This window comes from Saccharopolyspora sp. NPDC045941 (genome assembly GCF_056431445.1).
On sequence record NZ_JBWKKU010000045.1, the window covers coordinates 4,437 to 23,776 of the forward strand.

Genomic DNA, 19,340 nt, shown 5'->3' on the forward strand with positions numbered 1-19,340 from the left:
GCACCTAGACCGAGACGAGGTTCCCTTGTGGGCTATGCTTTTTTCCTTGGTTTGGGTGGTCCGCAATTTCCATTGAAATCGAACCTTCGATTTCAATGGAAATTGCGGACCACCCGGCACGTCTGGCGGGGAGCTCCTGTTCGGGAACAACGTCGTCGGTGTCGGCGTTGCCGGGATCGTGCGCCTGAACCTGCTGATCGACGCGGCGACCGCGGTGGACGCCGTCGTGAACGCTCTTCTCCGTCCGGCTGTCGGCCGGTCGCTCGACAGCCAGTCGGCGGTCGGGTCATCTTGGTCGGCGGCATGACGGTCGTCCGCTGAGAACGGGAGTGTTCATGGCAAGCAGCACCACGACCGCTGTCGTCGCGCACGGTGCCGACGACGTGCGGGTCGAGCAGATCGCCGTCCCGACGCCTGGGCCCGGGGAGGCCGTCGTCGCGATCGCCTACGGCGGGATCTGCGGGTCCGACCTGCACTACTGGCGGCACGGTGCCGTCGGGGAGTCGGTCCTGCGCGCCCCGATGATCCTCGGGCACGAGGTGGCCGGGACCGTCGTGCGGGCCGCCGACGACGGCACGGGACCGGCCGCCGGTACGCCGGTCACCGTCCATCCGGCGACCTATGAGCACACCGACGTCCGGTTCCCCGCGAACAGCCCGAACCTCTCCCCCGGCGTGCGCTACCTCGGCTCGGCCGCGCGATTCCCCCACACCGACGGCGCCTTCGCCGGCGAGGTCGTGCTTCCCACGGCGATGCTCCGCGAGCTGCCGGCCGGGCTCGACCTCTGCGTCGCGGCACTGGTCGAACCGGCCAGCGTCGCCTGGCACGCCGCCTCGCAGGCCGGTGACCTCGGCGGCAAGCGGGTGCTCGTCGTCGGAAGCGGCCCCATCGGCGCCCTCGTCGTCGCCGTGGCCAAGCGCGCCGGCGCCGCCGAGATCGTGGCGGTCGACCTGCACGACAAGCCCCTCGGCATCGCCGCCGCGCTCGGGGCGACGCGGACCCTGCGGGCCACCGAGACCGCCGCCATCGCCGCGGCCGATGCCGATGTGGTGTTCGAAGCCTCCGGCAACCACCGCGGCCTCGCGTCCGCCGTCGCCGGCGCCACCCGCGGCGGCACGGTGGTCATGGTCGGCCTGCTGCCGAGCGGCGACCAGCCCGTGCCCGTCTCGCTCGCGATCATCCGGGAGCTCCGCCTGATCGGCTCGCTCCGGTTCAACGACGAGATCGACGAGGTGATCGCCGCGATCGCCGACGGCTCGCTGGCGGTCGAACCGGTCATCACCCACACCTACCCCGTCGCCGAAGCACTCGAAGCGCTCGGAGTCGCCGCCGACGCTTCGGTGTCCGGGAAGGTGCTGCTCGCCTTCTGAACCGCCCTGCGTCCGGTCACCGCAGCCGAGAAGATGGCAGGCGGTACACCGCGGACCCCACGACCCGACAGCTGCACGCACCACCCGAACCAGAGAGGTCCACATGGACACCAGGACAGCAACCGCGAACATCGGCGTCGTCGGCCTGGCGGTGATGGGTTCGAACCTGGCCCGCAACCTCGCCTCGCGCGAAGGCAACACCGTCGCCGTCTACAACCGCACGTACGCGCGCACCGAGGAGCTCCTCGCCGAGCACCCCGAGGCCGGTTTCGTGGCGAGCGAGACGATCGACGACTTCGTCGCGTCGCTGGCGAAGCCGCGCACCGCGATCATCATGGTGCAGGCCGGGGCGGGCACGGACGCGGTGATCGACCAGCTCGTCGAGCGCTTCGAACCCGGCGACATCGTCGTCGACGGCGGCAACGCGAACTTCCACGACACCATCTCCCGGGAACAGCGGATCGCCCCCACCGGCATCCACTTCGTCGGCGCCGGCATCTCCGGTGGCGAGGAGGGCGCGCTCCACGGCCCGTCGATCATGCCGGGCGGCTCGGCGGAGTCCTACGAGACCCTCGGGCCGATCCTCGCCTCGATCGCCGCCGTCGCCGAGGGCGAACCGTGCGTCACCCACGTCGGCACCGACGGCGCGGGGCACTTCGTGAAGATGATCCACAACGGCATCGAGTACGCCGACATGCAGCTGATCGCCGAGGCGTACGACCTGCTGCGCACCGTCGGCGGCCTCCAGCCCGCGGCCATCGCCGATGTCTTCGCGAGGTGGAACGAGGGCCCGCTGGAGTCCTACCTGATCGAGATCACCGCCGAGGTCCTGCGCCAGGTCGACCCGGCCACCGGCCAACCCTTCGTCGACATCGTGCTCGACCAGGCCGGTTCGAAGGGCACCGGCGTGTGGACGGTGCAGAACGCGCTCGACCTCGGCGTCCCGGCGGGCGGCATCGGCGAGGCCGTGTTCGCCCGCGCCGTCTCCTCGAAGCCGGCGCAGCGCGCGGCGGTGCAGCGGATCGTGAACTCGCGGCCGGCGGTGCAGGAGGCCGACGGCTCCTTCGCCGACGACGTCGCCAAGGCGCTCTACGCCTCCAAGGTCGTCGCGTACGCGCAAGGCTTCGACGCCATCATCGCCGGGGCCGAGAAGTACGGCTGGGACATCCACAAGGACCGGATCGCCAAGATCTGGCGCGGCGGCTGCATCATCCGCGCCCAGTTCCTCAACCGCATCGCCGAGGCCTACGACGAGAACCCGGACATCGCCACCCTGCTCGAAGCGCCCTACTTCGCGCAGGCCGTCGCCGACGGCGAGGCGGCCTGGCGCCGCGTCGTCGCGACGGCCGCCCTCTCCGGGGTGCCGGTCCCGGGCTTCAGCTCCGCGCTCAGCTACTACGACTCGCTGGCGGTGAAGCGGCTCCCCGCCGCGCTGGTGCAGGGCCAGCGCGACTTCTTCGGCGCGCACACCTACAAGCGCGTCGACAAGCCCGGCACCTTCCACACCCTCTGGTCCGGCGACCGCACCGAAGTCGAAGTCCCCGGCCACTAGCAAGCCGCGTGGCAGGCACGCGGGAACGCCGGTCACCCCAAGCGCTTTACCGCCGGGTGCGGCGAATCCTCATGGCGTGGCGAGCGGGATGATCCGGCGGAACTTGCCACCGGATGACCGCTGCGGCGGCTCCTCCGCGCGTTCGAGCGTCACGTGGTCGGCTTCGTGCTCGGCAAGCAGGTGGCTGATCTCATCGCGCACCGCCTGCCACACGCGGTCGGCGTCGGCGCCGTTCGTGGGTTGCAGTCGTACGCGCAGCGTGGTGGGCGTCGTCTGGAGGATCTGGAACCCGTCGATGCCGGGAGCGCGGTCCAGCACGGTGCCGACGAGCATCGGCGAGATGCTGACGTGCCCGCCGCCGTCGGCGGGGAAGCTGAGCACGTCGGCGGCGCGACCCGCTACCCGGATGGCCGGCAGCGGGTTGCCGCAGGGGCAGGGGTCGGGGCGGAGCAGGACGCTGTCGCCGAGGTCGTAGCGCAGGAACGGCTGGACCCGGTTGGCGAGGTTGCTGATCAGGACCGTGTGCGACGGCTGCCCCGCCGGGACCGCCCGGTGGTCGGCGTCGACCGGCTCGACCACGACCCAGTCGCTGTTGACGTGGTACCAGCCGTGCGCGCAGCCGACGCTCAGGAAGTTGCATTCGGTCGCGGCGTAGGCGGCGCGGACCTTGGCGTGGAACGCGGCCGCGATCCGGTCCCGGACGTCGGCCGTCAGCGTCTCACCACCCGGCATGACGACCGACGGGCGGAGGCGCAGGCGGCCGGCCTCTTGCTCCTCGGCCAGCTGCGCGAGCGTGCTCAGGAAACCGGCGACGTTGGCGGGGTTGTACCGGTTGAGCTCGTCGACCAGGGTCGGCAGCGGCTGGTCGATCGGGAAGGACCGCATGATCCGGCCGAGCCGCGGGTGGTCGCGGCGGAACCGCTCCGCCGAGGCGACGGTGTAGAAGTGGCCGCTGGGTGCGGCGATGACGGCGGTGCGGCCGCCGCGGGCGAGCGCGCGGACGGCGTCGCGGAATCCCAGCAGGCCGCGGGTGCGTGACGAGAGGGCGGTCGGCACGGCGAGGTTCCGCTCGTCCAGCACGAACAGCCCGCGCAGACCGCTGGTTCCGGAGGTGGTGGCCACCAGGTACCGGCCCTGGAACCGCGCCCCGACGAGGTCCGGATCGGCGACGAACGCATCGACCCGCTCGCGGGTCACCTGGCGGTCGGTGACCCAGTCGTCGAAGTGGCCCATCAGCGTCTTCTTGTCGGTGACCGGGAGCAGTGCCGGGTCGTCGACCGCGGCGGGCAGGTCGCGGTACAGCTCGCGGTAGTACGGCGAGTTCGCGCGGGCGTAAGCCACGATCTCGGCCAGGCGGGCGCGTTGCCGCCGCGCGATGGCGGCGGGACCCTGCCGCATGTCCCGCCGTGCCTCGCGGGCGAGGCGCCGGACGCTTTCAGTCATGATGAGCTGGTCCTCTCTCCGGACGGATCCGGGTTTTCGTCGGTCGGCCGCACCGAAACCAGGCCGTGCAGGGCGACGTCGAGACCTCGCCGGGCCGCGTCCCACAGCTCGTCCTGCGACCGTCCCAATTGGACGCTCGCGAGGCCCGCCTGCTGGATGGCGCCGATCACGGCGCCGGTCATCGCCGCCGCCGTGATCTGGTCGAGCCGGCCGGGGAACGCCGCCACCAGTTCACCGGCGATCCGCCGCTGCAGGTCCGACAGCAGGTACAGCCCCTTGGCCTGGAGCGCCGGCGTGGTCAGCGCCAGCCGGGCCGCCGCCGACAGCTCCGCGGGCTCCCGGCGGGGAACCTTGGGCCGGCGATGAGCGGCGTAGGCCTGGACCGCCCGCGCGAGCACCTCGCCCGGGCCCTCCTCCGGCCGGCGTTGCGCGATCGCCCCGAGCAGCACGTCGAAGTCGCGTTCGACGTCGTTGAACAGCACCTCGTCCTTGCTGCGGAAGTAGTTGAAGAACGTCTTGGGATCGACATCCGCCACGGCGGCGATCTCCGCCACCGTGGTCTGCTCGTACCCCTGCTCCTCGAACAACCTGACCGCCGCCATGACGATCCGGCGTCTGGTCAGCTGCTTCTTCCGCTCGCGCCGCGACTCCTCCACGACGCCAAGGTACATCCGATGGAATTTTCCATCAACTGGAAAATTTTGTTTACCGCCGCCGGTCCGCCGGCGCGGAAGCGACGAAATGCGTTCCAGGGCCGACGGATCAGCCGCGACCCATGGACGGGTTGCACGCGGGCGATCGGCCTCAGTAGAGTGAACATTAGTTCATTCAAAAGACGGCGGTGGAGGCGGGAATGCCGAGGACGGCCGAGCAGTACGCCGCGATGCGCTCCGGCACGCACGAGAAGATCCAGGCCGCCGCGATCGGCCTGTTCGCGCGGAAGGGCTTCGCCGCCACGTCCGTGCGGGACATCGCGCAGGCGGCCGAGATCAGCACGGGCCTGATGTACCGGCACTACGCGACGAAGGAAGCGCTGTTCGACGACCTGGTCTCCCAGGCCGCGGACGGCCTGGCCAGGGTGACGGCGGCATTCGAGCAGGCCATCGAGCAGGAAGCGCCGCCGGCGGAGCCGATCCGGGAGTTCGTGCGCGAGTTCGCCGCGGATCTCGCGGCCGACAACGGTTTCGCCGAGTTCTCCCTGATCATGAGCCAGGCGCTGGTGATGCCCGACCGGCTGCCGCACGCGGAGCGGCTGGCGGAGCAGCACCGGGCGCTCGCCGCGCGCACGACCGAGCTGATCGAGCTGGGTCAGCGCCGCGGCGAGTTCGCCGGCGGCGCCGCCGGCGACCTGACGACGTGCTTCTTCGCCATGCTCGACGGGCTCGCGTCGATGAAGTTCGTGCTGGGCGCGGACTTCACTCCCCCGGACCCGTCCGCCGTGACGGCACTGTTGATCAAGGAGGACCGGTGACGGTAGAAGTCAGGCGCGGGAGCGAGCTGGGCGAGGAGTACCGGACGGCGATCGCCGAGGTCTACGTCGACGGGTTCGGCGAGCACCTGGAGTACTTCTCGAAGGATCGCCGCAAGCTCGTCGAGACCTTCGAGCACATGCTCGTGCTCGACCTGTTCCACGTCGCGCTCGTCGACGGCCGCCCGGCCGCGATCGCCGCCTGCACCGACGGCGTCGAGGTCTCGACCAGGCACGACGTGCGCGTGCTGCGCAAGCACCTGGGACTGATCAAGGGAACGATCGCCGATATCGGCTTCCGGCGGGAGTTCAAGCAGTCGTGGGCGCAGGCCGAGCCGGGAACGGCGTCGATCGAGTTCGTGGCGACGGCCGCAGCCTTCCGGGGGCGCGGAGTGGCGACCGCCCTGCTGCGGCACATGCTCGCCTTTCCGCAGTTCAAGACGTACGTGCTCGAAGACATCGCCGACACCAACGCGCCCGCGCTCGGCCTCTACGAGAAGCTCGGCTTCCGCGAGTTCAAGCGCGAGAAGGTGCGGCACACCAAGCGGACCGGGATCAACGCGTACGTCTCGATGCGCCTCACCCAGGCATAGCGCCGAGCGCGGCCCGGATTCGGGCGACGATTCATGCGGAATCATGCATAAAACGCCGAACGGGTGAACGCGCTTTACATGATCACGATCATGACGCAGATCGAACCACCCACTCCGCACTCCGTCGTCCGGGCCATGGGCAACCTCGGCGCCGAGATCCAGACCCCCGACGAGGGCACCGGCCAGGGCGACATGCCGTTCCTGCTCGGCGCGCTGCTGACCCACGTCGAACGCCTCGTCGCCGAGCAGATCGGGGACCAGACCGAGGATGTCGTCCAGGGCTGGATCCTGGCGACCGACGGGGATCCCGGCGAGTCCCTGGAACTGCTGCACCGGCGCGTCCTGCTGCTCCAGCACCAGCTCGTCACCATCGCCGAGCACACCAATCCCGATGACGCCGGCGCGCAGATCCTCAACGCCTCCAACCACGCCGCGGTCGCGATGCTGTACCTGATCAGCCTGTGGGGCGTGTGGCGCAGCGACGACAACGACCCCGAATGGATGGAGAGCACCCGCAAGGAAGCCCTGGACCGGCTGCAGGACGCCGTGTCCTACCTGAGCGCCGACGTCCGGCACCAGTGACCCGCTTCCCCGAGCGACGCAACGGAAACGCCTGATTGCCAGCCGCCGAGACGGCACCCTGATCTGCGCAACGCGCTCGCGACGCCGGCCGCCGCGAGCGCGTTGCGCAGCCTCCCGGAGTTTCGGCCCGGTGAACTCGCATGCGACCCCGGCGATCGCAGCACTGCGGCGCGGAACGCGAGCCGACCCCGGTCCGACAGTTGACTCGCATCGTGGGTTTATGTCCATAATGCGGATGACGTGGTGGCGAGCCGGTCCGCGCGCTCAGCCTCGTCCGGCGATCGGAAGCCCGTTCGCGGAAAGGGAGAAATGCACAACGACAGCAGCCGGTTCCCGCTGGCGGGCGTGCGCGTCCTCGAACTCGGCAACTACATCGCCGCACCCACCGCCGGGCGGATGCTCGCCGACTTCGGCGCCGAGGTCATCAAGGTGGAGCGGCCCGGCACCGGCGACGAGCTGCGGGGCTGGCGGCTCCACGCCGGATCGACGTCGATGCTCTTCCACACCATCAACCGCGGCAAGAAGTCGGTCGTGCTGGACCTGAAGACCCAGCGGGGCCGCGACTCGGTGCTGGAGCTGGTGCGGCACTGCGACGTCGTCATCGAGAACTTCCGGCCAGGCACGCTGGAGAAGTGGGGCCTGGGGCCGGACGTGCTGGAAGCCGCCAACCCGGACGTGGTCCTGGCCCGCATCTCGGGTTTCGGCCAGACCGGGCCGCTGGCCGACCGGCCCGGCTTCGCCGCCGTGGCGGAGGCGATGGGCGGGCTGCGCGACCTGGTCGGCGAAGCCGATCGGCCGCCGTCCCGCGTGGGGGTGTCCATCGGGGACTCGATCGCCGGGCTGCACGCGGCCTTCGGCATCGTCGCCTCGCTCCTGCAACGCTCGACGGCGCGCGACGCCGAGCGGCCACCGCTCGCCGATCGCGTCGTCGACGTCGCGCTGCACGAAGCGGTCTTCTCGGTGATGGAATCCCTGGTGCCCGACTACCTCGCGCACGGCGTCCAGCGCCGCCGCGTCGGAGGCCGGATGGAGGGCATCGCACCGACCAACGCCTACGCCTGCCGCGACGGCAGCAGCGTGGTCATCGCGGGCAACGGAGACTCGATCTTCCGCCGCTACATGCAGGCGATCGGCCGCCCCGACCTCGCCGACGACCCGGAACTGCAGACCAACGCGGGACGCTGGGCCAGGCGGGACGAGCTCGACGCCGCCATCGAGGAGTGGACGGGCGCGCACACCCGCGCGGAAGTCCTGGCCGCGCTGGACGCCGCCGGGGTCCCGGCCGGGCCGATCTACACGGCCGCCGACATCTGCGCCGACGAGCAGTACCGCGCACGCGGGATGATCCAGGAACTCGCGGTCGACACCGGCGCGGGCGAGCCCGTCGAGGTCGGATTCCCCGGCGTCGTCCCGGTCATCGGCGCGACGTCGCTCCCGGTTCGCTCGCCCGGACCGGAACTCGGCGCGCACACCGACGAGGTGCTCGGCGCGCTGCTGGACCGGCACACCGACGAGGAGCCGAAGTGACCGGCGAACCCCGGGCCGCGCTCCGCGACGTGACGTTGCGCGATGGCCTGCAGCTGACCGGCAAGCGATTGCCGACCGAACGCAAGGTGGCCGTGGTCCGGGAACTGCTGCGCCTCGGCGTGCCCGCCGTCGAGGTCGGCTCGCTCGCCCGCGCCGACCTGGTGCCCGCCATGGCGAACACCCTCGAAGTCGTCGAGCGGCTCAGCCCCGACGAGCTCGCCCGCTGCTGGGTCTGGGTGGCCACCCCGCGCCACGTGCAACGCGCCGCCGAGGCCGGGGCCGTCAACTTCCAGTACTGCCTGTCGGCCTCCGACAGCCACAACCGGGCCAACACCGGACGCGCCACCGAGGACAGCCTCGCCGCCATGCCCCAGGCGGTCGACCACGCACGGGGCGTCGGCGGGCGCATCCAGCTGTGCATCGCCACCGCGTTCACCTGCCCCTTCGACGGGCTCGTGCCCGAGCGGCGGGTCCTCGACATCGCCACCGACCCGCGCACGGCAGGAGCCGCCGACATCGTCGTCTGCGACACCCTCGGCCAGGCCGTCCCCGGCCAGGTCGCCAGCCTGATCGCCAAGATCGCCGGGCACGCCCCACCGCGCCGGATCGTGTACCACGGGCACGACACCTGGGGGCTCGGCGTGGCCAACTCGCTGGCCGCCATCGCCGCCGGAGCCGCCGAGGTCGACGGCGCGCTCGGCGGCCTCGGCGGCTGCCCGTTCGCCCCTGGGGCCGGCGGCAACACCAGCACCGAGGACCTGCTCTTCGCGCTCCGCCCGGACTGGCTGACGCCCAGCACCTTCGCCCGGATCGTCGAGCTCTCCGGCGAGCTCCTCGACGAACTCGGCGAACCCAACCGGTCCCGCGCCGCCCAAGGCGCTCGTTCCAGCGCCACCGCCTTCCCCTGGGCGCTCGCGCACGGCCAGGAGAACCCCGCCCAGCGTTCCTCCTGACGACTCCGCAGCCGCCCGATCTCGAACGCTCTCGGCCCCTGCAAGCAGGAGCCGGGCGCAACGCTGCTCTCTCACGCGAGCGGCGCCACCCGCTCAGCTCGGATACCGGCCGCCGAGCGCGCGGGTGATCCGCTCCGCGTGCTCCACCAGGACGTCGACCCACTCCACGCACTTCTCGTAGGGCATCCGCAGCGTCGGCCCGTGCACCATCACCGCGCCGATGAGGTCGGCGGCCGAATCGAACACCGGCGCCGCCAGACCTGAGGCCCCGTCGACGCGCTCGCCCACCGTGATCGCGTACCCCTCGGCCGCCGTCTGCCTGATCAGCCGGTGCAGCTCGTCCCGATCGGTCACCGTGCTCTCGGTCAGCCTGGGCAGCTCGGCGTCGAGCACGCGCTCGGCCAGGCCCGGGTTCCAGGCGAGCAGCACCCGGCCGGAGGAACCGACCGTGATCGGCGCGATGTCGCCCACCGACATCGTCCTGCGCAGCGCGTGGTGGGTCTCGGCGACGGCCACGCACACCCGTTGCTCGCCTTCGACGCGGAAGAAGCACGCCGTCTCGCCGGTCGCGTCGCGCAGGTCCTTCAGCACGGGGTTGACCACGCCCAGCACGTCGAGGTCCTTGCCCGCGGCAGCGCCCCAGTAGGCCATCTGCACGCCGAGCCGGAACCGGTCCTCGGCGCGGTCCAGGAACCCGTGCGCGACCAGGTTCGTCACGAGCCGCTGCACGGTGGACTGCGGAAGCCCGGTCGCCTGCTGGATCTCCCGCAACGTCAGCGACGGCTGCCGCAGCGTGAACGCGTTCAGGATCTCCGCGATCTTGCCGAGCACGAGCAGCGGACGCTGCGCTCCACCTGCGGAATCTCCACCGGTTGCCATGCCCAGAACTTACGGCAAACCACGAGCGCCACCGGCACCCGCACCGTCGGCACGCCCGGCTGAACCGGCCGATGACGAGAACTCCTTGCCGCTCAAGCATTCTCGCGGCCCGCCCCGGCCGCCCGCGACGGGTCGCCGTCGCGGCGCCGGAGCGGGCGCGCCGCAGGATCAGGCGGTCCGGTACGGGTAGCGCGTGGACCGGCGGCCGATGAAGAACCAGAGGAGGCTGCCCAGGAACGGCGCCATGAACACGAGCACGATCCAGACCAGCTTCATCCCGATGCCCTGGTGCGACGCGAGAATGCTGATCACCGCCCCGACGACCAGGACGACGTACCCGAGCACCGCGAGCGTGGCGACGATCAACCCGACCGAGTACAGGCCGCTGTCGGCGGCGAGGGCGGCCTGCTGAACGACTGAGAGCATGACGTGACTTCTCCTGTCCGCGCCCGTAGCGCGTGTCTTCTCAGGTCGCGACCCTGCACTGCTCGCGACCGGTCAACACGGACGAACGTATTCGGCAGGCGCGTAATACCGCGTCATCCCCGGCACTGGTCTTCCGGTAGTCCGCAGGTCGTAGTCCGCGTCAATCCCCAGTCGTAGGAACCGCTTCCGCCGCAGGTTCAGCTCGCCTTCGGCGAGCCCACCTCGAACTCCGCGCCGAACGGATCCGTGATCCTGGCCAGCCGGCCGTAGATCATGTCGAAGGGCTCGCCTGCGGTGCCGCCTGCCTCGACGGCCCGTCGCGCCGCCGCGTCGGCGTCCGCCACCTGGAACAGGGTCGCCCAGCGGGACTTCCCGGCGTTCGGGTCGCCGAAGATGCCGCCGATCTCGTGGCCGTCCGGCCTGCGCAGGAACGTGAAGTCCGCGCCCGGCATGTCCGGGTTGCCGTCCAGCACGTAGTCGAAGGTCGCGGCGTAGAAGTCGCGCGCGGGCCCCGGCTGCGGGGTGACGAGGTCGTTGCGCAGCAAGGAGTTCGGCTCGTTGACGATCTCGCACCCGAGGTGCGCGCCGGCCTGCCACACCCCGAACTGCGCGCCGGTGGTGTCCCTGATGATCGCCATCCGGCCCTTGTCCATCACGTCCATCGGGCCCGCCAGGACCGAGCCGCCCGCGTCGACCGCCTTGGCGGCAGTGGCGTCGCAGTCATCGGCCGCGAAGTACAGGTTCCACCAGAACTCCGCGGCGTCGGGATCCGGGTTCGGCATGAGCGCCGCGACGGGCTTGCCGCGCAGCAGGCACATCGTGTACCTGCCGGTCTCCTCCGGGCCCACCTCGAAATCCCAGCCGAACAGCGCCCCGTAGAACGCCATCGCCCGATCGAGGTCCGGGATGCCGAGGTCGATCCAGGTCGGCGTGCCCGCCGGCTGGGCGGTGGTCAGCTCGCTCATCACTGCTCCCCTGTCGTGTTCGTGTGGAGCGACGGTAACGACGGGGTCCGACAGCCGCACTTCGATCGCCTTCGACTTCCCGTCGAAACACCTTGCGGACGAACCGAAACGGGGCGGGGACGTCGCGATCGGGCCAGACGGGGACTGCATTGCGACCATCGGTGCCGCGGATCGAACCGTGCGGCTGTGGAGCGCCGCGGCGGCCAGGTGCATCACGGCCTTGCGCACCGATTCCACGTTGAACGAGATCGCGTGGTTCCCGGACGCACCGCGCATCGCTGTCACGAGCCCGGTCGGTCTGTACGTCTTCCAGCTCGCCGCCTGATGCGCGCGCCGGTCTCGGCGCCAGAACTCCCGGCTCGGCGTCTTACCCCCGGCAGGCGTCGATCAGGCGTGCCAGCAGGCCGTGCGGGTCTCGGAGGACTCGGATTCCGTCCAGGACCACCTTCTTCGTTCCGCTGTCCACCTCGGGTGTCGTGGCAGCCCATTCCGGTGCCGCGAAGTTCAGCTCCACCGCCAGACCCGTTTCGCGATGGCGGAGTCGCCGTTCGTGCACCACTCCCCACTGCTTCGCGCGCAGCGGCGGCAGTTCCAGCGTTGTCGGGAAACCGTCAGTGCTCTCGAGATAGTCCGAGACCCTCGATGTCACCACGACGATGTCGACGTCCGACTCCACAGTCGCAGCACCGGGTTATCGCGCATACGAACCCACTAGGGCGACCGCCTGGACATCGATCCGCCCGTCAGCCCAGGCCCGCAGTTCCGCCGTCACCTCCTCGACTTGAGCGATCCGGTCGGCGCTGCCGTCTTCCATGACACCTCCCATGAAACCCGATGCGGCACCCATTTCGGCCGCTGCGCAGCCTATGCGGAAAGCAAACCGCCCGAACCCGCTTCTCCACTTCCCGTCAACCGGGAGAGGCAACTCTCTCGGTTGAGGCGGCCAGGCGGCCTTCCCACCTCCGCGAAACCGCCGTCGCGGAACGGCACTGCCGTGGACCAGAAGGCGGCCGCCGCTTCCTAGCCCTCGGCACCGGCCTCGGGATTCGTCCGGTTCCGGGGCGCCGGAGCAAAACCGTAAACATCCCGTAAGCCGTCTCCGCGAAGCTTTCAGCACACGACGACGGCCGGACGGCCCACCCGAAGGGAACGCAAGCGATGCGCAAGTTCAAGCTCCAGGTCCAGACCACCATCGACGGCTACATGTCGGGCCCGAGCGGCGAGATGGACTGGATGACGCTGCCGTGGAGCGAGGACCTCGCCTCCTACGTCGAGGCGCTCAACGAGCCGATCGGCACGATCGTGCTGGGCCGCAAGCTCGCCGAGGGCTTCATCCCGCACTGGGCCTCGCAGCCGGCGGACGAGCCGCAGGAGGGCATCGACCGGATCAACAACACGCCGAAGGTCGTCATCTCCACCACCCTGACCGAATCGCCGTGGGAGAACACCGTCGTCGCGAGCGATCTCGTCGAGACGATCCGCGAGCTCAAGGCGCAGCCGGGCGGCGACATCATCGCCTACGGCGGTGGCACGCTCGTCGCGAGCCTGATCGCCGAGGGCCTGCTCGACGAGCTGCACCTGATCGTCAACCCGACCGCGATCGGCGCCGGCCTGCCGGTCTTCGGCGCCACCGGCTCGAACCAGCAGTTCGACTTCGTCGCCGCGACGCCGTTCGAGTGCGGGATCGTCGCCCTGCAGTACGCGCCGAAGAAGTCCTGAGCGATGGCCCGGATGCCGGGCTCAGACCGGATCCAGCACGTCCGCGTTGCCGACGGCGACCATGAGCGCGCGGGCCTGATCAGCGGTCAGGACTCGACCTTCCGCGTGGGCGGCGTCGAACGCGGCGTCGCCCATCGCGGCGCGCGCGATGTCGGCGACGCGGTCGATGTCGGGTCGTTCGGCGGGAAGTAGCGGCATCCCGGTGGCGTCGCGGAGGGCCTCGGCGGCGCCGAGCAGCCGGGCGGCGGTGTCGGGGTCACCGAGTGCCGCGGCGGCCGCGGCGGATCCGCCGAGTGCGAACGCGGCGTCGCGCGGGGCCTCGATGCGCTGGGCTCCGTCGAAGGCCCGCAGGTGTTCGGCCATCGCGGCGGCCGCTTCACCGCGCTGTTCCAGGACATAGCCGAGTTCGACCTGGAGCATCGGCAGGAACAGCGGCGTTTCCGGGCCGTCGGCGTTGAGCGCGAGCAGTTCGCGGAGGTGCCATTCGGCGTCGTCGGGCCTGCCGTCGCGGCGCGCGGTGAACGCGAGCACGATCGTTGCGAACAACCGGCCGGGGTCGTGGCCGTGGTCGGCGGACAGCACCAGCACCTGCTCGGCGAAGTCGCGGGCCCGGCCGAACTCGGCGTGCTGCATCGCGATCCAGCCGAGCCAGCCGAGGTGGGCGGCCACCTGGCCCCACATCTCCAGCTCCTGCGCCAGCACCAGCGCCTCGCGGTGGATCTCGGTGGCGCCGGCGAGATCCCCGGTCAGCTCGGCCAGGCCACCGAGCCATTCGGCGGCCTGCAGCCGGCCCCAGCGATCGCCCAGCTCGGCGAACGAGCGAGCCGCTTCCTGCGCATGCCGCGCCAACGCGTCCACATCGGCGCGGCTGTGCGCCGATTTCGCCAGTGCCAGCTGGATGGTCGCCACGCCCCAGCGATCGCCCAGCTCGCGGCACGCCGAAAGGGTCTGCTGCACGGTCTTCTCCAGGTCCTGCTCATCGCCCGAGTCCAATGCGGACAGGATGAGGATCACCTCGGCGCGGGCGCGCACGGCCGGATCGTCGAGCGCGGCCAGCGCCGCCGAAACCTCGTTCCGGCGCGAGGCGGCATCGTTGAAATCGCCCTGCTGGAAGGCGAATGTGAGGCGCCACGCCAGCACCGGTGCCCGGTGCCGCGCGCTACCGCCCAGTTCGAGCGCCGCATCGACCCAGCGGCACGCCATTCCGGACCGGCCGCGCAGCAGCCAGTACCAGGCGAGCGCGTGCACCAGCCGGAGCGCTGAGTCGGCGTCGGCGTCCCGCACGAAACCGTCCAGCGCCGCACGCAGATTCGCGTCCTCGGCGTCGAGACGGCCCAGCCAGCGCTGCTGATCGGCGCCGTGCAGCTCTGGTTCGGCGCGCTCGGCCAGCGCCAGGTAGTACGCATGATGTGCGTGCCGCGCCGCCACGTCTTCGCCGGCCTCCGCCAAGCGGTCGAGGCTGAACGCCGCCACCGATTCCAGCAGCCGGTAGCGCCGCCCGCTCTGCTGCAGCAGCGACCGGTCCACCAGCCGCGCGACGACATCGGCGACCGCCGCGGCGTCGAGGTGGCCGTCCGCACCAGCGGATGCCGTTGCGGCGCAGACGGTTTCGGCGGCTTCGAGAGTGCATCCGCCCGGGTGGATCGCGAGGCGGCGGAGCACGGCGCGTTCGACGTCGTCGAGCAGTCCCCAGCTCCAGTCGATCATCGCCGTGAGCGTTTGCTGCCGCGGCGGGGCGCCGCGGTGACCGGTGGCGAGCAGCCGGAACCGGTCGTCCAGCCGGGAGACCATCTCGTGCACGTCGAGCGCGCGAACCCGGGTCGCGGCCAGTTCCAGCGCCAGCGGAATCCCATCGAGCCGCCGGCACAGGGTCGCGACCGCATCGGCGTTGCCGGCGTCCAGCGCGAAGTCGCGGGCGCTCGCGCGGGCGCGGTTCACGAAGAGCCGGACCGCGTGCGACTGCGCGAGATCGTTGAACGAGGTGTCCGCGGACGGCACGGAAAGCGGTCGCAGCGGCACGATGTCCTCGCCGGGCAGGCGCAGCGGTTCGCGGCTGGTCGCCAGGACGTGCAGGTTCGGCGCCGCGCCCAGCAGGTGCTCGGCCAGGTCCGCGGCGTGGTCGACGACGTGCTCGCAGTTGTCCAGCACCAGCAGCAGGTGCTTGCCGGCCAGCGCTTCGCCCAGTGCTTCGACGGCGTCGGCGGGCCCGTCCTCCGCGGCGCGGATGCCGATGACCTGCGCGACCTCTTCCGCGAGCCAGCCGGCCTCGTCGGTCGCGGTCGGCTGCAGCGGCCCCAGCTCGACCAGCCACGTGCCGTCCGGGAACCGGTCGGCCGCGCTCGCCGCCGCGGCCAGCGCGAGCCGGGTCTTGCCGACGCCGCCCGGCCCGGTGAGGCTGACCAGCCGCGATTCGGTGACCGCGCGGCCCAGCTCGCCGAGATCGGCGTCGCGGCCGATCAGCTCGGTGCGCTGCGCCGGGATGTTGCTGGTGCGCCGCCGAACCACGGGCTGCGGTCGCGGCGCGGCGAGGGCGGGATCCTGCGCGAGCAGCGACCGTTGCAGCTCGACCAGTTCCGGGCTCGGGTCCACGCCCAGTTCGTCGGCCAGCCGCCTGCGCAGATCCTCGTAGCCGTCGAGGGCCTCGGCCTGGCGTCCGGCACCGTAGAGCGCCCGCAGCTGGGCTGCGCGCAGGCGTTCACGCAGGGGGTGCGCGGCGACGAACGTCGTGAGATCTCCCGCCACCTCGCGGTGTTCGCCCAACGACAGCCGCGCCTCGGCGAGTTCTTCGACGGCCACCAAACGCAGTTCTTCCAATTGCGCGATGGCCCCCTGCGTGAAGGCCGCGTCGCGGAAGTCGGCGAAGGCGGGCCCCCGCCACAGGTCCACGGCCTCGGCGAGCACCCGGACCCGCGCCGCGGTGTCGGAGGTTTCGCGGGCGTCGGCCAGCAGCGCGCGGAAGCGCAGGGCGTCGACGTCGGCGGTGGCGAGGCGGTAGCCGGGCGGCGGCGACACCACCAGGTCCCGGCCGCCGGTCTCGGCGTCCTCCAGCGCGCGCCGCAGCTGCGAGGCCTTGGCCGCCAGCGTGCCCGCGGGATTGCCCGGCGGATCCTCGGCCCAGATGTCGTCCACCAGCCGGTCCGCGGACACCGGCTGACCGGCGTCGACCAGCAGATCAGCCAGCAGGGCACGCACCTTCGCACCCGGCACGGGCACGACGGCGCCGCTGTCGGTCCACACCGTCAACGGGCCCAGCACACCGAAACGCATGAACGCAGCCTATAGAGGCTGTTTTCGCCCTCATCCCGCCTATCGGCAGGTCGCGCTCCTGGCTTCGAAGCGGCGCCGCTCGGTGGCGGGGCGGCGTTTTCGCGCGAAACCGTCATCGGCAGGAGTGGCGGACGGCGTTTTCGCGCGAGAACGGCACACCGGACCGCCTCCCACCGCCGCTGACCTGGGCCGGAATGCGACCGTAAACAATCCGGAAGGTTCCGGAAGGTGCCGCGCGCACTGTGGTGACAACAAAGCGAACACCGCGGCCGCATCGCCCGCCGCCGGGACCTGGAACTGGATCGCGTCGACCTCGCGACCGCCGCCCTCCCCGACCAGCTGACCGAGCCCGGCGAAGAGGTTCCCGCTGGCGTCCGGGAGCTGGGGGCCCGGCTGGCGGCCGCGGACGCGTTCGTCGTGCTCACCCCGGAGTACAACCGGAGCTTCCCGGCCGCCGTGAAGAACGCGATCGACTGGTTCGACGCCGAATGGGCCGCCAAGCCGGTCTCGATCGTCGCCTACTGCCGCGACGCCGAAGGCGGCCAGGCCGCCGCGCAGCTGCGGCAGGTGTTCGGCGAGCTGAACGCGGTCCCGATCCGCCGCACCATGACCATCCGCAACGCCTGGCAGCGCTTCGGCACCGACGGCAGCTGGCCGCGCCGCGATCCCGAACTCGAGGAATCCGCCAACGCGGTGCTCGACCAGCTCACGTGGTGGGCCAACGCCTTGCGCGTCGCCCGAACCGCGAGCCCCTTCGTCCAGTAGCACTTTCCAGCCATCCGAATCCAGACCTTGGAAGAATAAGAACATCATGAGGAAGTTGATCGAGTCGACGTTCGTGACGCTCGACGGGACCATCTCGGCGCCGGAGCAGTGGGGGCCGCCGTACTGGGATTCCGAGCACCACGCCCACGAGCTGCTGTTAGGCGCCGACGCGCTGCTGCTGGGCCGCGAGACCGGACGCGATGTGAAGCGCCGCCGCCCCAACGGATGTGGGCGCCCTCCGCGGAGGGCGCCCACATCCGTTTCGCGCCTTGCGCCGTGATCACGCGGAGCGCTGATTTCGCGCGAAATCGCCAACGACGACAGGCGCCTTCGGGAGGACCGCAGCCGTGCTCAAGGGGCCGTTCGCATCGTCCGGAGGTTCCGCCCGGCATCTTTTGCCGGCGCCGTCGACGAAGGCGCGTCAGTGGTGGCCGTGCCGGCCGAGGGTCTCCACGGGGGTCGCGCCGGGGCGGGTCCACTGCGGCACGGGGCGGCTGGTCGGGCCCCAGGTGGCGTTCCCGTCGGCGTCCGTGCGCCAGTACCAGCAGATCGGCGAGCCATGCCCGCCGACCGGCGAGCCGACCTGAGGGGCCTCGGGCCAGCCCTCCGGATTGTCCTCCCACGCCTCGCGGCGGCCGTAGGGCGTCATGTCGAGCAGGCCGAGGGACCCGTTCACCGGCTCGTTGCCGCGGCTCGTCGCGGAGTAGGTGAGGAACACGCGGTCGCCGTCGCGCAGGAAGCAGGTGATGTAACCCATGTCGCCGCCGACCGGCTCGTCCACGCCGCGCACCGAGTACCAGGGCTCGGTGTAGCCCATGAACTCGACGTAGGGGGCCACCTCCTCCCACCGGCCCGTGGTCAGAACGGCGAACGAGACGCCGCGGGCGTTGAGGTAAGCGGCGTCCCTCATGTGCCAGGCCGTGGTGGTGCAGCCTTCGCACTGCCCCTGGTGCGGCGCGCCGTCGTGCCACATGTGCTTGTAGACCACGAGCTCGTCGCGGCCCTGGAACAGGTCCAGGAACGGCACCGGGCCGTCGGGCCCGACGACCTCGACCGTCCCGTCGAACTCCACCATCGGCAGCCGGCGGCGGGCCGCGGCGAGGGCGTCGCCCTCGCGGGTGTGGGCCTTCTCGCGGACCAGGAGCTCGTCACGGGCGGCCTGCCAGGTGGCCAGGTCGACGACGGGCGGGCGGCCGGGCAGCGCGGCGGTCGGGTCACTCGGCGTGGTGGTCATGGTGTCCTCCCATGGTGGCTAGTGCCGGGCAGCGTCGTCCGAAGACACCAGAACAGACCCGAGCCCCGGGAGGAACTCATCGCACCCGGACCACGTCGGGGTGACGAGTTCGCAGACGCGCGCTAAGGGAAGACGATCCGCCCGAGCGTCTCCCGCAGCTGGGCGACGACCTCGGCGGGCAGATCTCCGAAGTACGCGCTGTGCGCCTGGTCCACCAGTTCCTGCGCCTCGTCGCGCACCCGGTGCCCTTCCTCGGTGGCGGCGATCAGCCTGTTGCGGCGGTCCGCCGCGTCCGGCGTGCGCGCGACCAGGCCGCGCTCCTCCAGCTCGTCGATCAGTCCGACGATCTGGCTGGGGTCGAGCCCCATCGTCGCCGCGACGCTGCGCTGGTTGACGCCCGCCGATTGTTCGCAGGCCAGCACGAGCACCGAGTAGGAGCGCACCTTCAGGCCGAGCGGGACCAGCGCCTTGTTCACCGCGCCAAGCACCATTCCCCCCGCCCGGGAAAGCAGGAACCCGATGTCGTCCGCCAGCAACCGCGGCTGGGTCTCTGCCATGCGCCCTCCTCCGTGTAGCGCAGCAAGAGTAGCAGATCTC

At 71.2% G+C, this 19,340-nt stretch carries 20 protein-coding genes; 11 read left to right on the forward strand and 9 right to left on the reverse strand.

Going from position 1 to position 19,340, the window contains the following annotated elements; all coding sequences use genetic code 11:
- Window positions 1-335: 335 nt before the first annotated feature.
- On the forward strand, window positions 336-1,370 hold the full coding sequence (locus AC07FN_RS30405; RefSeq protein WP_478398686.1) for an L-idonate 5-dehydrogenase: 1,035 nt from the start codon (window positions 336-338) through the stop codon (window positions 1,368-1,370).
- Between the two features lie 103 nt (window positions 1,371-1,473).
- Window positions 1,474-2,922 carry an NADP-dependent phosphogluconate dehydrogenase gene (gene gndA, locus AC07FN_RS30410; RefSeq protein ID WP_478398687.1) on the forward strand — a complete coding sequence of 483 codons (1,449 nt, stop codon included), beginning with the start codon at window positions 1,474-1,476 and terminating at the stop codon, window positions 2,920-2,922.
- A gap of 69 nt (window positions 2,923-2,991) precedes the next feature.
- On the opposite strand, the gene AC07FN_RS30415 is transcribed toward gndA, so the two are convergent.
- On the reverse strand, window positions 2,992-4,365 hold the full coding sequence (locus AC07FN_RS30415; RefSeq protein WP_478398688.1) for a phenylacetate--CoA ligase family protein: 1,374 nt from the start codon (window positions 4,363-4,365) through the stop codon (window positions 2,992-2,994).
- Window positions 4,362-5,036 carry a TetR/AcrR family transcriptional regulator gene (locus AC07FN_RS30420; RefSeq protein ID WP_478398689.1) on the reverse strand — a complete coding sequence of 225 codons (675 nt, stop codon included), beginning with the start codon at window positions 5,034-5,036 and terminating at the stop codon, window positions 4,362-4,364. The genes AC07FN_RS30415 and AC07FN_RS30420 overlap by 4 nt, the downstream gene beginning before the upstream one ends.
- 182 nt (window positions 5,037-5,218) lie before the next feature.
- Here AC07FN_RS30420 and AC07FN_RS30425 point away from each other — a divergent pair, with 182 nt between their 5' ends.
- The 5 genes from AC07FN_RS30425 (at window position 5,219) to AC07FN_RS30445 (ending at window position 9,488) form a co-directional block, all read left to right on the forward strand.
- On the forward strand, window positions 5,219-5,836 hold the full coding sequence (locus AC07FN_RS30425; RefSeq protein ID WP_478398690.1) for a TetR/AcrR family transcriptional regulator: 618 nt from the start codon (window positions 5,219-5,221) through the stop codon (window positions 5,834-5,836).
- Entirely contained in the window at window positions 5,833-6,426 is a 594-nt protein-coding gene (locus AC07FN_RS30430; RefSeq protein ID WP_478398691.1) for a GNAT family N-acetyltransferase, read from the forward strand. Before AC07FN_RS30425 ends, AC07FN_RS30430 begins: the two co-directional genes overlap by 4 nt.
- 90 nt (window positions 6,427-6,516) lie before the next feature.
- Entirely contained in the window at window positions 6,517-7,008 is a 492-nt protein-coding gene (locus tag AC07FN_RS30435; protein WP_478398692.1) for a hypothetical protein, read from the forward strand.
- Window positions 7,009-7,317: 309 nt separating this feature from the next.
- Complete coding sequence (locus tag AC07FN_RS30440) at window positions 7,318-8,535, forward strand: CaiB/BaiF CoA transferase family protein (protein WP_478398693.1); 1,218 nt, start codon at window positions 7,318-7,320, stop codon at window positions 8,533-8,535.
- Entirely contained in the window at window positions 8,532-9,488 is a 957-nt protein-coding gene (locus AC07FN_RS30445; RefSeq protein WP_478398694.1) for a beta/alpha barrel domain-containing protein, read from the forward strand. Before AC07FN_RS30440 ends, AC07FN_RS30445 begins: the two co-directional genes overlap by 4 nt.
- Window positions 9,489-9,581: 93 nt before the next feature.
- Here AC07FN_RS30445 and AC07FN_RS30450 read toward each other — a convergent pair whose 3' ends face one another.
- The 3 genes from AC07FN_RS30450 to AC07FN_RS30460 all read right to left on the reverse strand — a co-directional run bounded on the left by AC07FN_RS30450 (window position 9,582) and on the right by AC07FN_RS30460 (window position 11,758).
- Window positions 9,582-10,367, reverse strand: coding sequence for an IclR family transcriptional regulator (locus AC07FN_RS30450; RefSeq protein ID WP_478398695.1), 786 nt, complete (start codon window positions 10,365-10,367; stop codon window positions 9,582-9,584).
- 168 nt (window positions 10,368-10,535) lie between these two features.
- Window positions 10,536-10,793 carry a PLD nuclease N-terminal domain-containing protein gene (locus AC07FN_RS30455; protein ID WP_358571554.1) on the reverse strand — a complete coding sequence of 86 codons (258 nt, stop codon included), beginning with the start codon at window positions 10,791-10,793 and terminating at the stop codon, window positions 10,536-10,538.
- 197 nt (window positions 10,794-10,990) lie between these two features.
- On the reverse strand, window positions 10,991-11,758 hold the full coding sequence (locus AC07FN_RS30460; RefSeq protein WP_478398696.1) for a VOC family protein: 768 nt from the start codon (window positions 11,756-11,758) through the stop codon (window positions 10,991-10,993).
- A 178-nt stretch (window positions 11,759-11,936) separates the two neighbouring features.
- On the opposite strand from AC07FN_RS30460, the gene AC07FN_RS30465 reads away from it, so the two are divergent.
- Window positions 11,937-12,083, forward strand: a complete 147-nt coding sequence (locus AC07FN_RS30465; protein WP_478398697.1) for a hypothetical protein — start codon at window positions 11,937-11,939, stop codon at window positions 12,081-12,083.
- A gap of 42 nt (window positions 12,084-12,125) precedes the next feature.
- On the opposite strand, the gene AC07FN_RS30470 is transcribed toward AC07FN_RS30465, so the two are convergent.
- Window positions 12,126-12,434 carry a hypothetical protein gene (locus tag AC07FN_RS30470; RefSeq protein ID WP_478398698.1) on the reverse strand — a complete coding sequence of 103 codons (309 nt, stop codon included), beginning with the start codon at window positions 12,432-12,434 and terminating at the stop codon, window positions 12,126-12,128.
- A gap of 482 nt (window positions 12,435-12,916) precedes the next feature.
- Here AC07FN_RS30470 and AC07FN_RS30475 point away from each other — a divergent pair, with 482 nt between their 5' ends.
- Window positions 12,917-13,477 carry a dihydrofolate reductase family protein gene (locus tag AC07FN_RS30475; RefSeq protein ID WP_478398699.1) on the forward strand — a complete coding sequence of 187 codons (561 nt, stop codon included), beginning with the start codon at window positions 12,917-12,919 and terminating at the stop codon, window positions 13,475-13,477.
- Between the two features lie 21 nt (window positions 13,478-13,498).
- On the opposite strand, the gene AC07FN_RS30480 is transcribed toward AC07FN_RS30475, so the two are convergent.
- Entirely contained in the window at window positions 13,499-16,744 is a 3,246-nt protein-coding gene (locus AC07FN_RS30480) for an AfsR/SARP family transcriptional regulator (RefSeq protein WP_478398700.1), read from the reverse strand.
- A 273-nt stretch (window positions 16,745-17,017) separates the two neighbouring features.
- Between AC07FN_RS30480 and AC07FN_RS30485 the strand changes: the two genes are divergently transcribed.
- Window positions 17,018-17,509, forward strand: a complete 492-nt coding sequence (locus tag AC07FN_RS30485; protein WP_478398752.1) for an NADPH-dependent FMN reductase — start codon at window positions 17,018-17,020, stop codon at window positions 17,507-17,509.
- Between the two features lie 46 nt (window positions 17,510-17,555).
- Window positions 17,556-17,789 (forward strand): hypothetical protein, encoded by a 234-nt coding sequence (locus AC07FN_RS30490; protein ID WP_478398701.1) that lies wholly within the window; start codon window positions 17,556-17,558, stop codon window positions 17,787-17,789.
- A 141-nt stretch (window positions 17,790-17,930) separates the two neighbouring features.
- Here AC07FN_RS30490 and AC07FN_RS30495 read toward each other — a convergent pair whose 3' ends face one another.
- Both AC07FN_RS30495 and AC07FN_RS30500 read right to left on the reverse strand, forming a co-directional pair.
- The gene (locus tag AC07FN_RS30495) at window positions 17,931-18,743 is read right to left on the reverse strand and encodes a DUF899 domain-containing protein (RefSeq protein WP_478398702.1); all 813 of its coding nucleotides are present in this window, start codon (window positions 18,741-18,743) and stop codon (window positions 17,931-17,933) included.
- A gap of 122 nt (window positions 18,744-18,865) precedes the next feature.
- Window positions 18,866-19,300: a MarR family winged helix-turn-helix transcriptional regulator gene (locus tag AC07FN_RS30500; protein WP_358571602.1), complete on the reverse strand. Its 435-nt coding sequence runs from the start codon at window positions 19,298-19,300 to the stop codon at window positions 18,866-18,868.
- Window positions 19,301-19,340 lie beyond the last annotated feature (40 nt).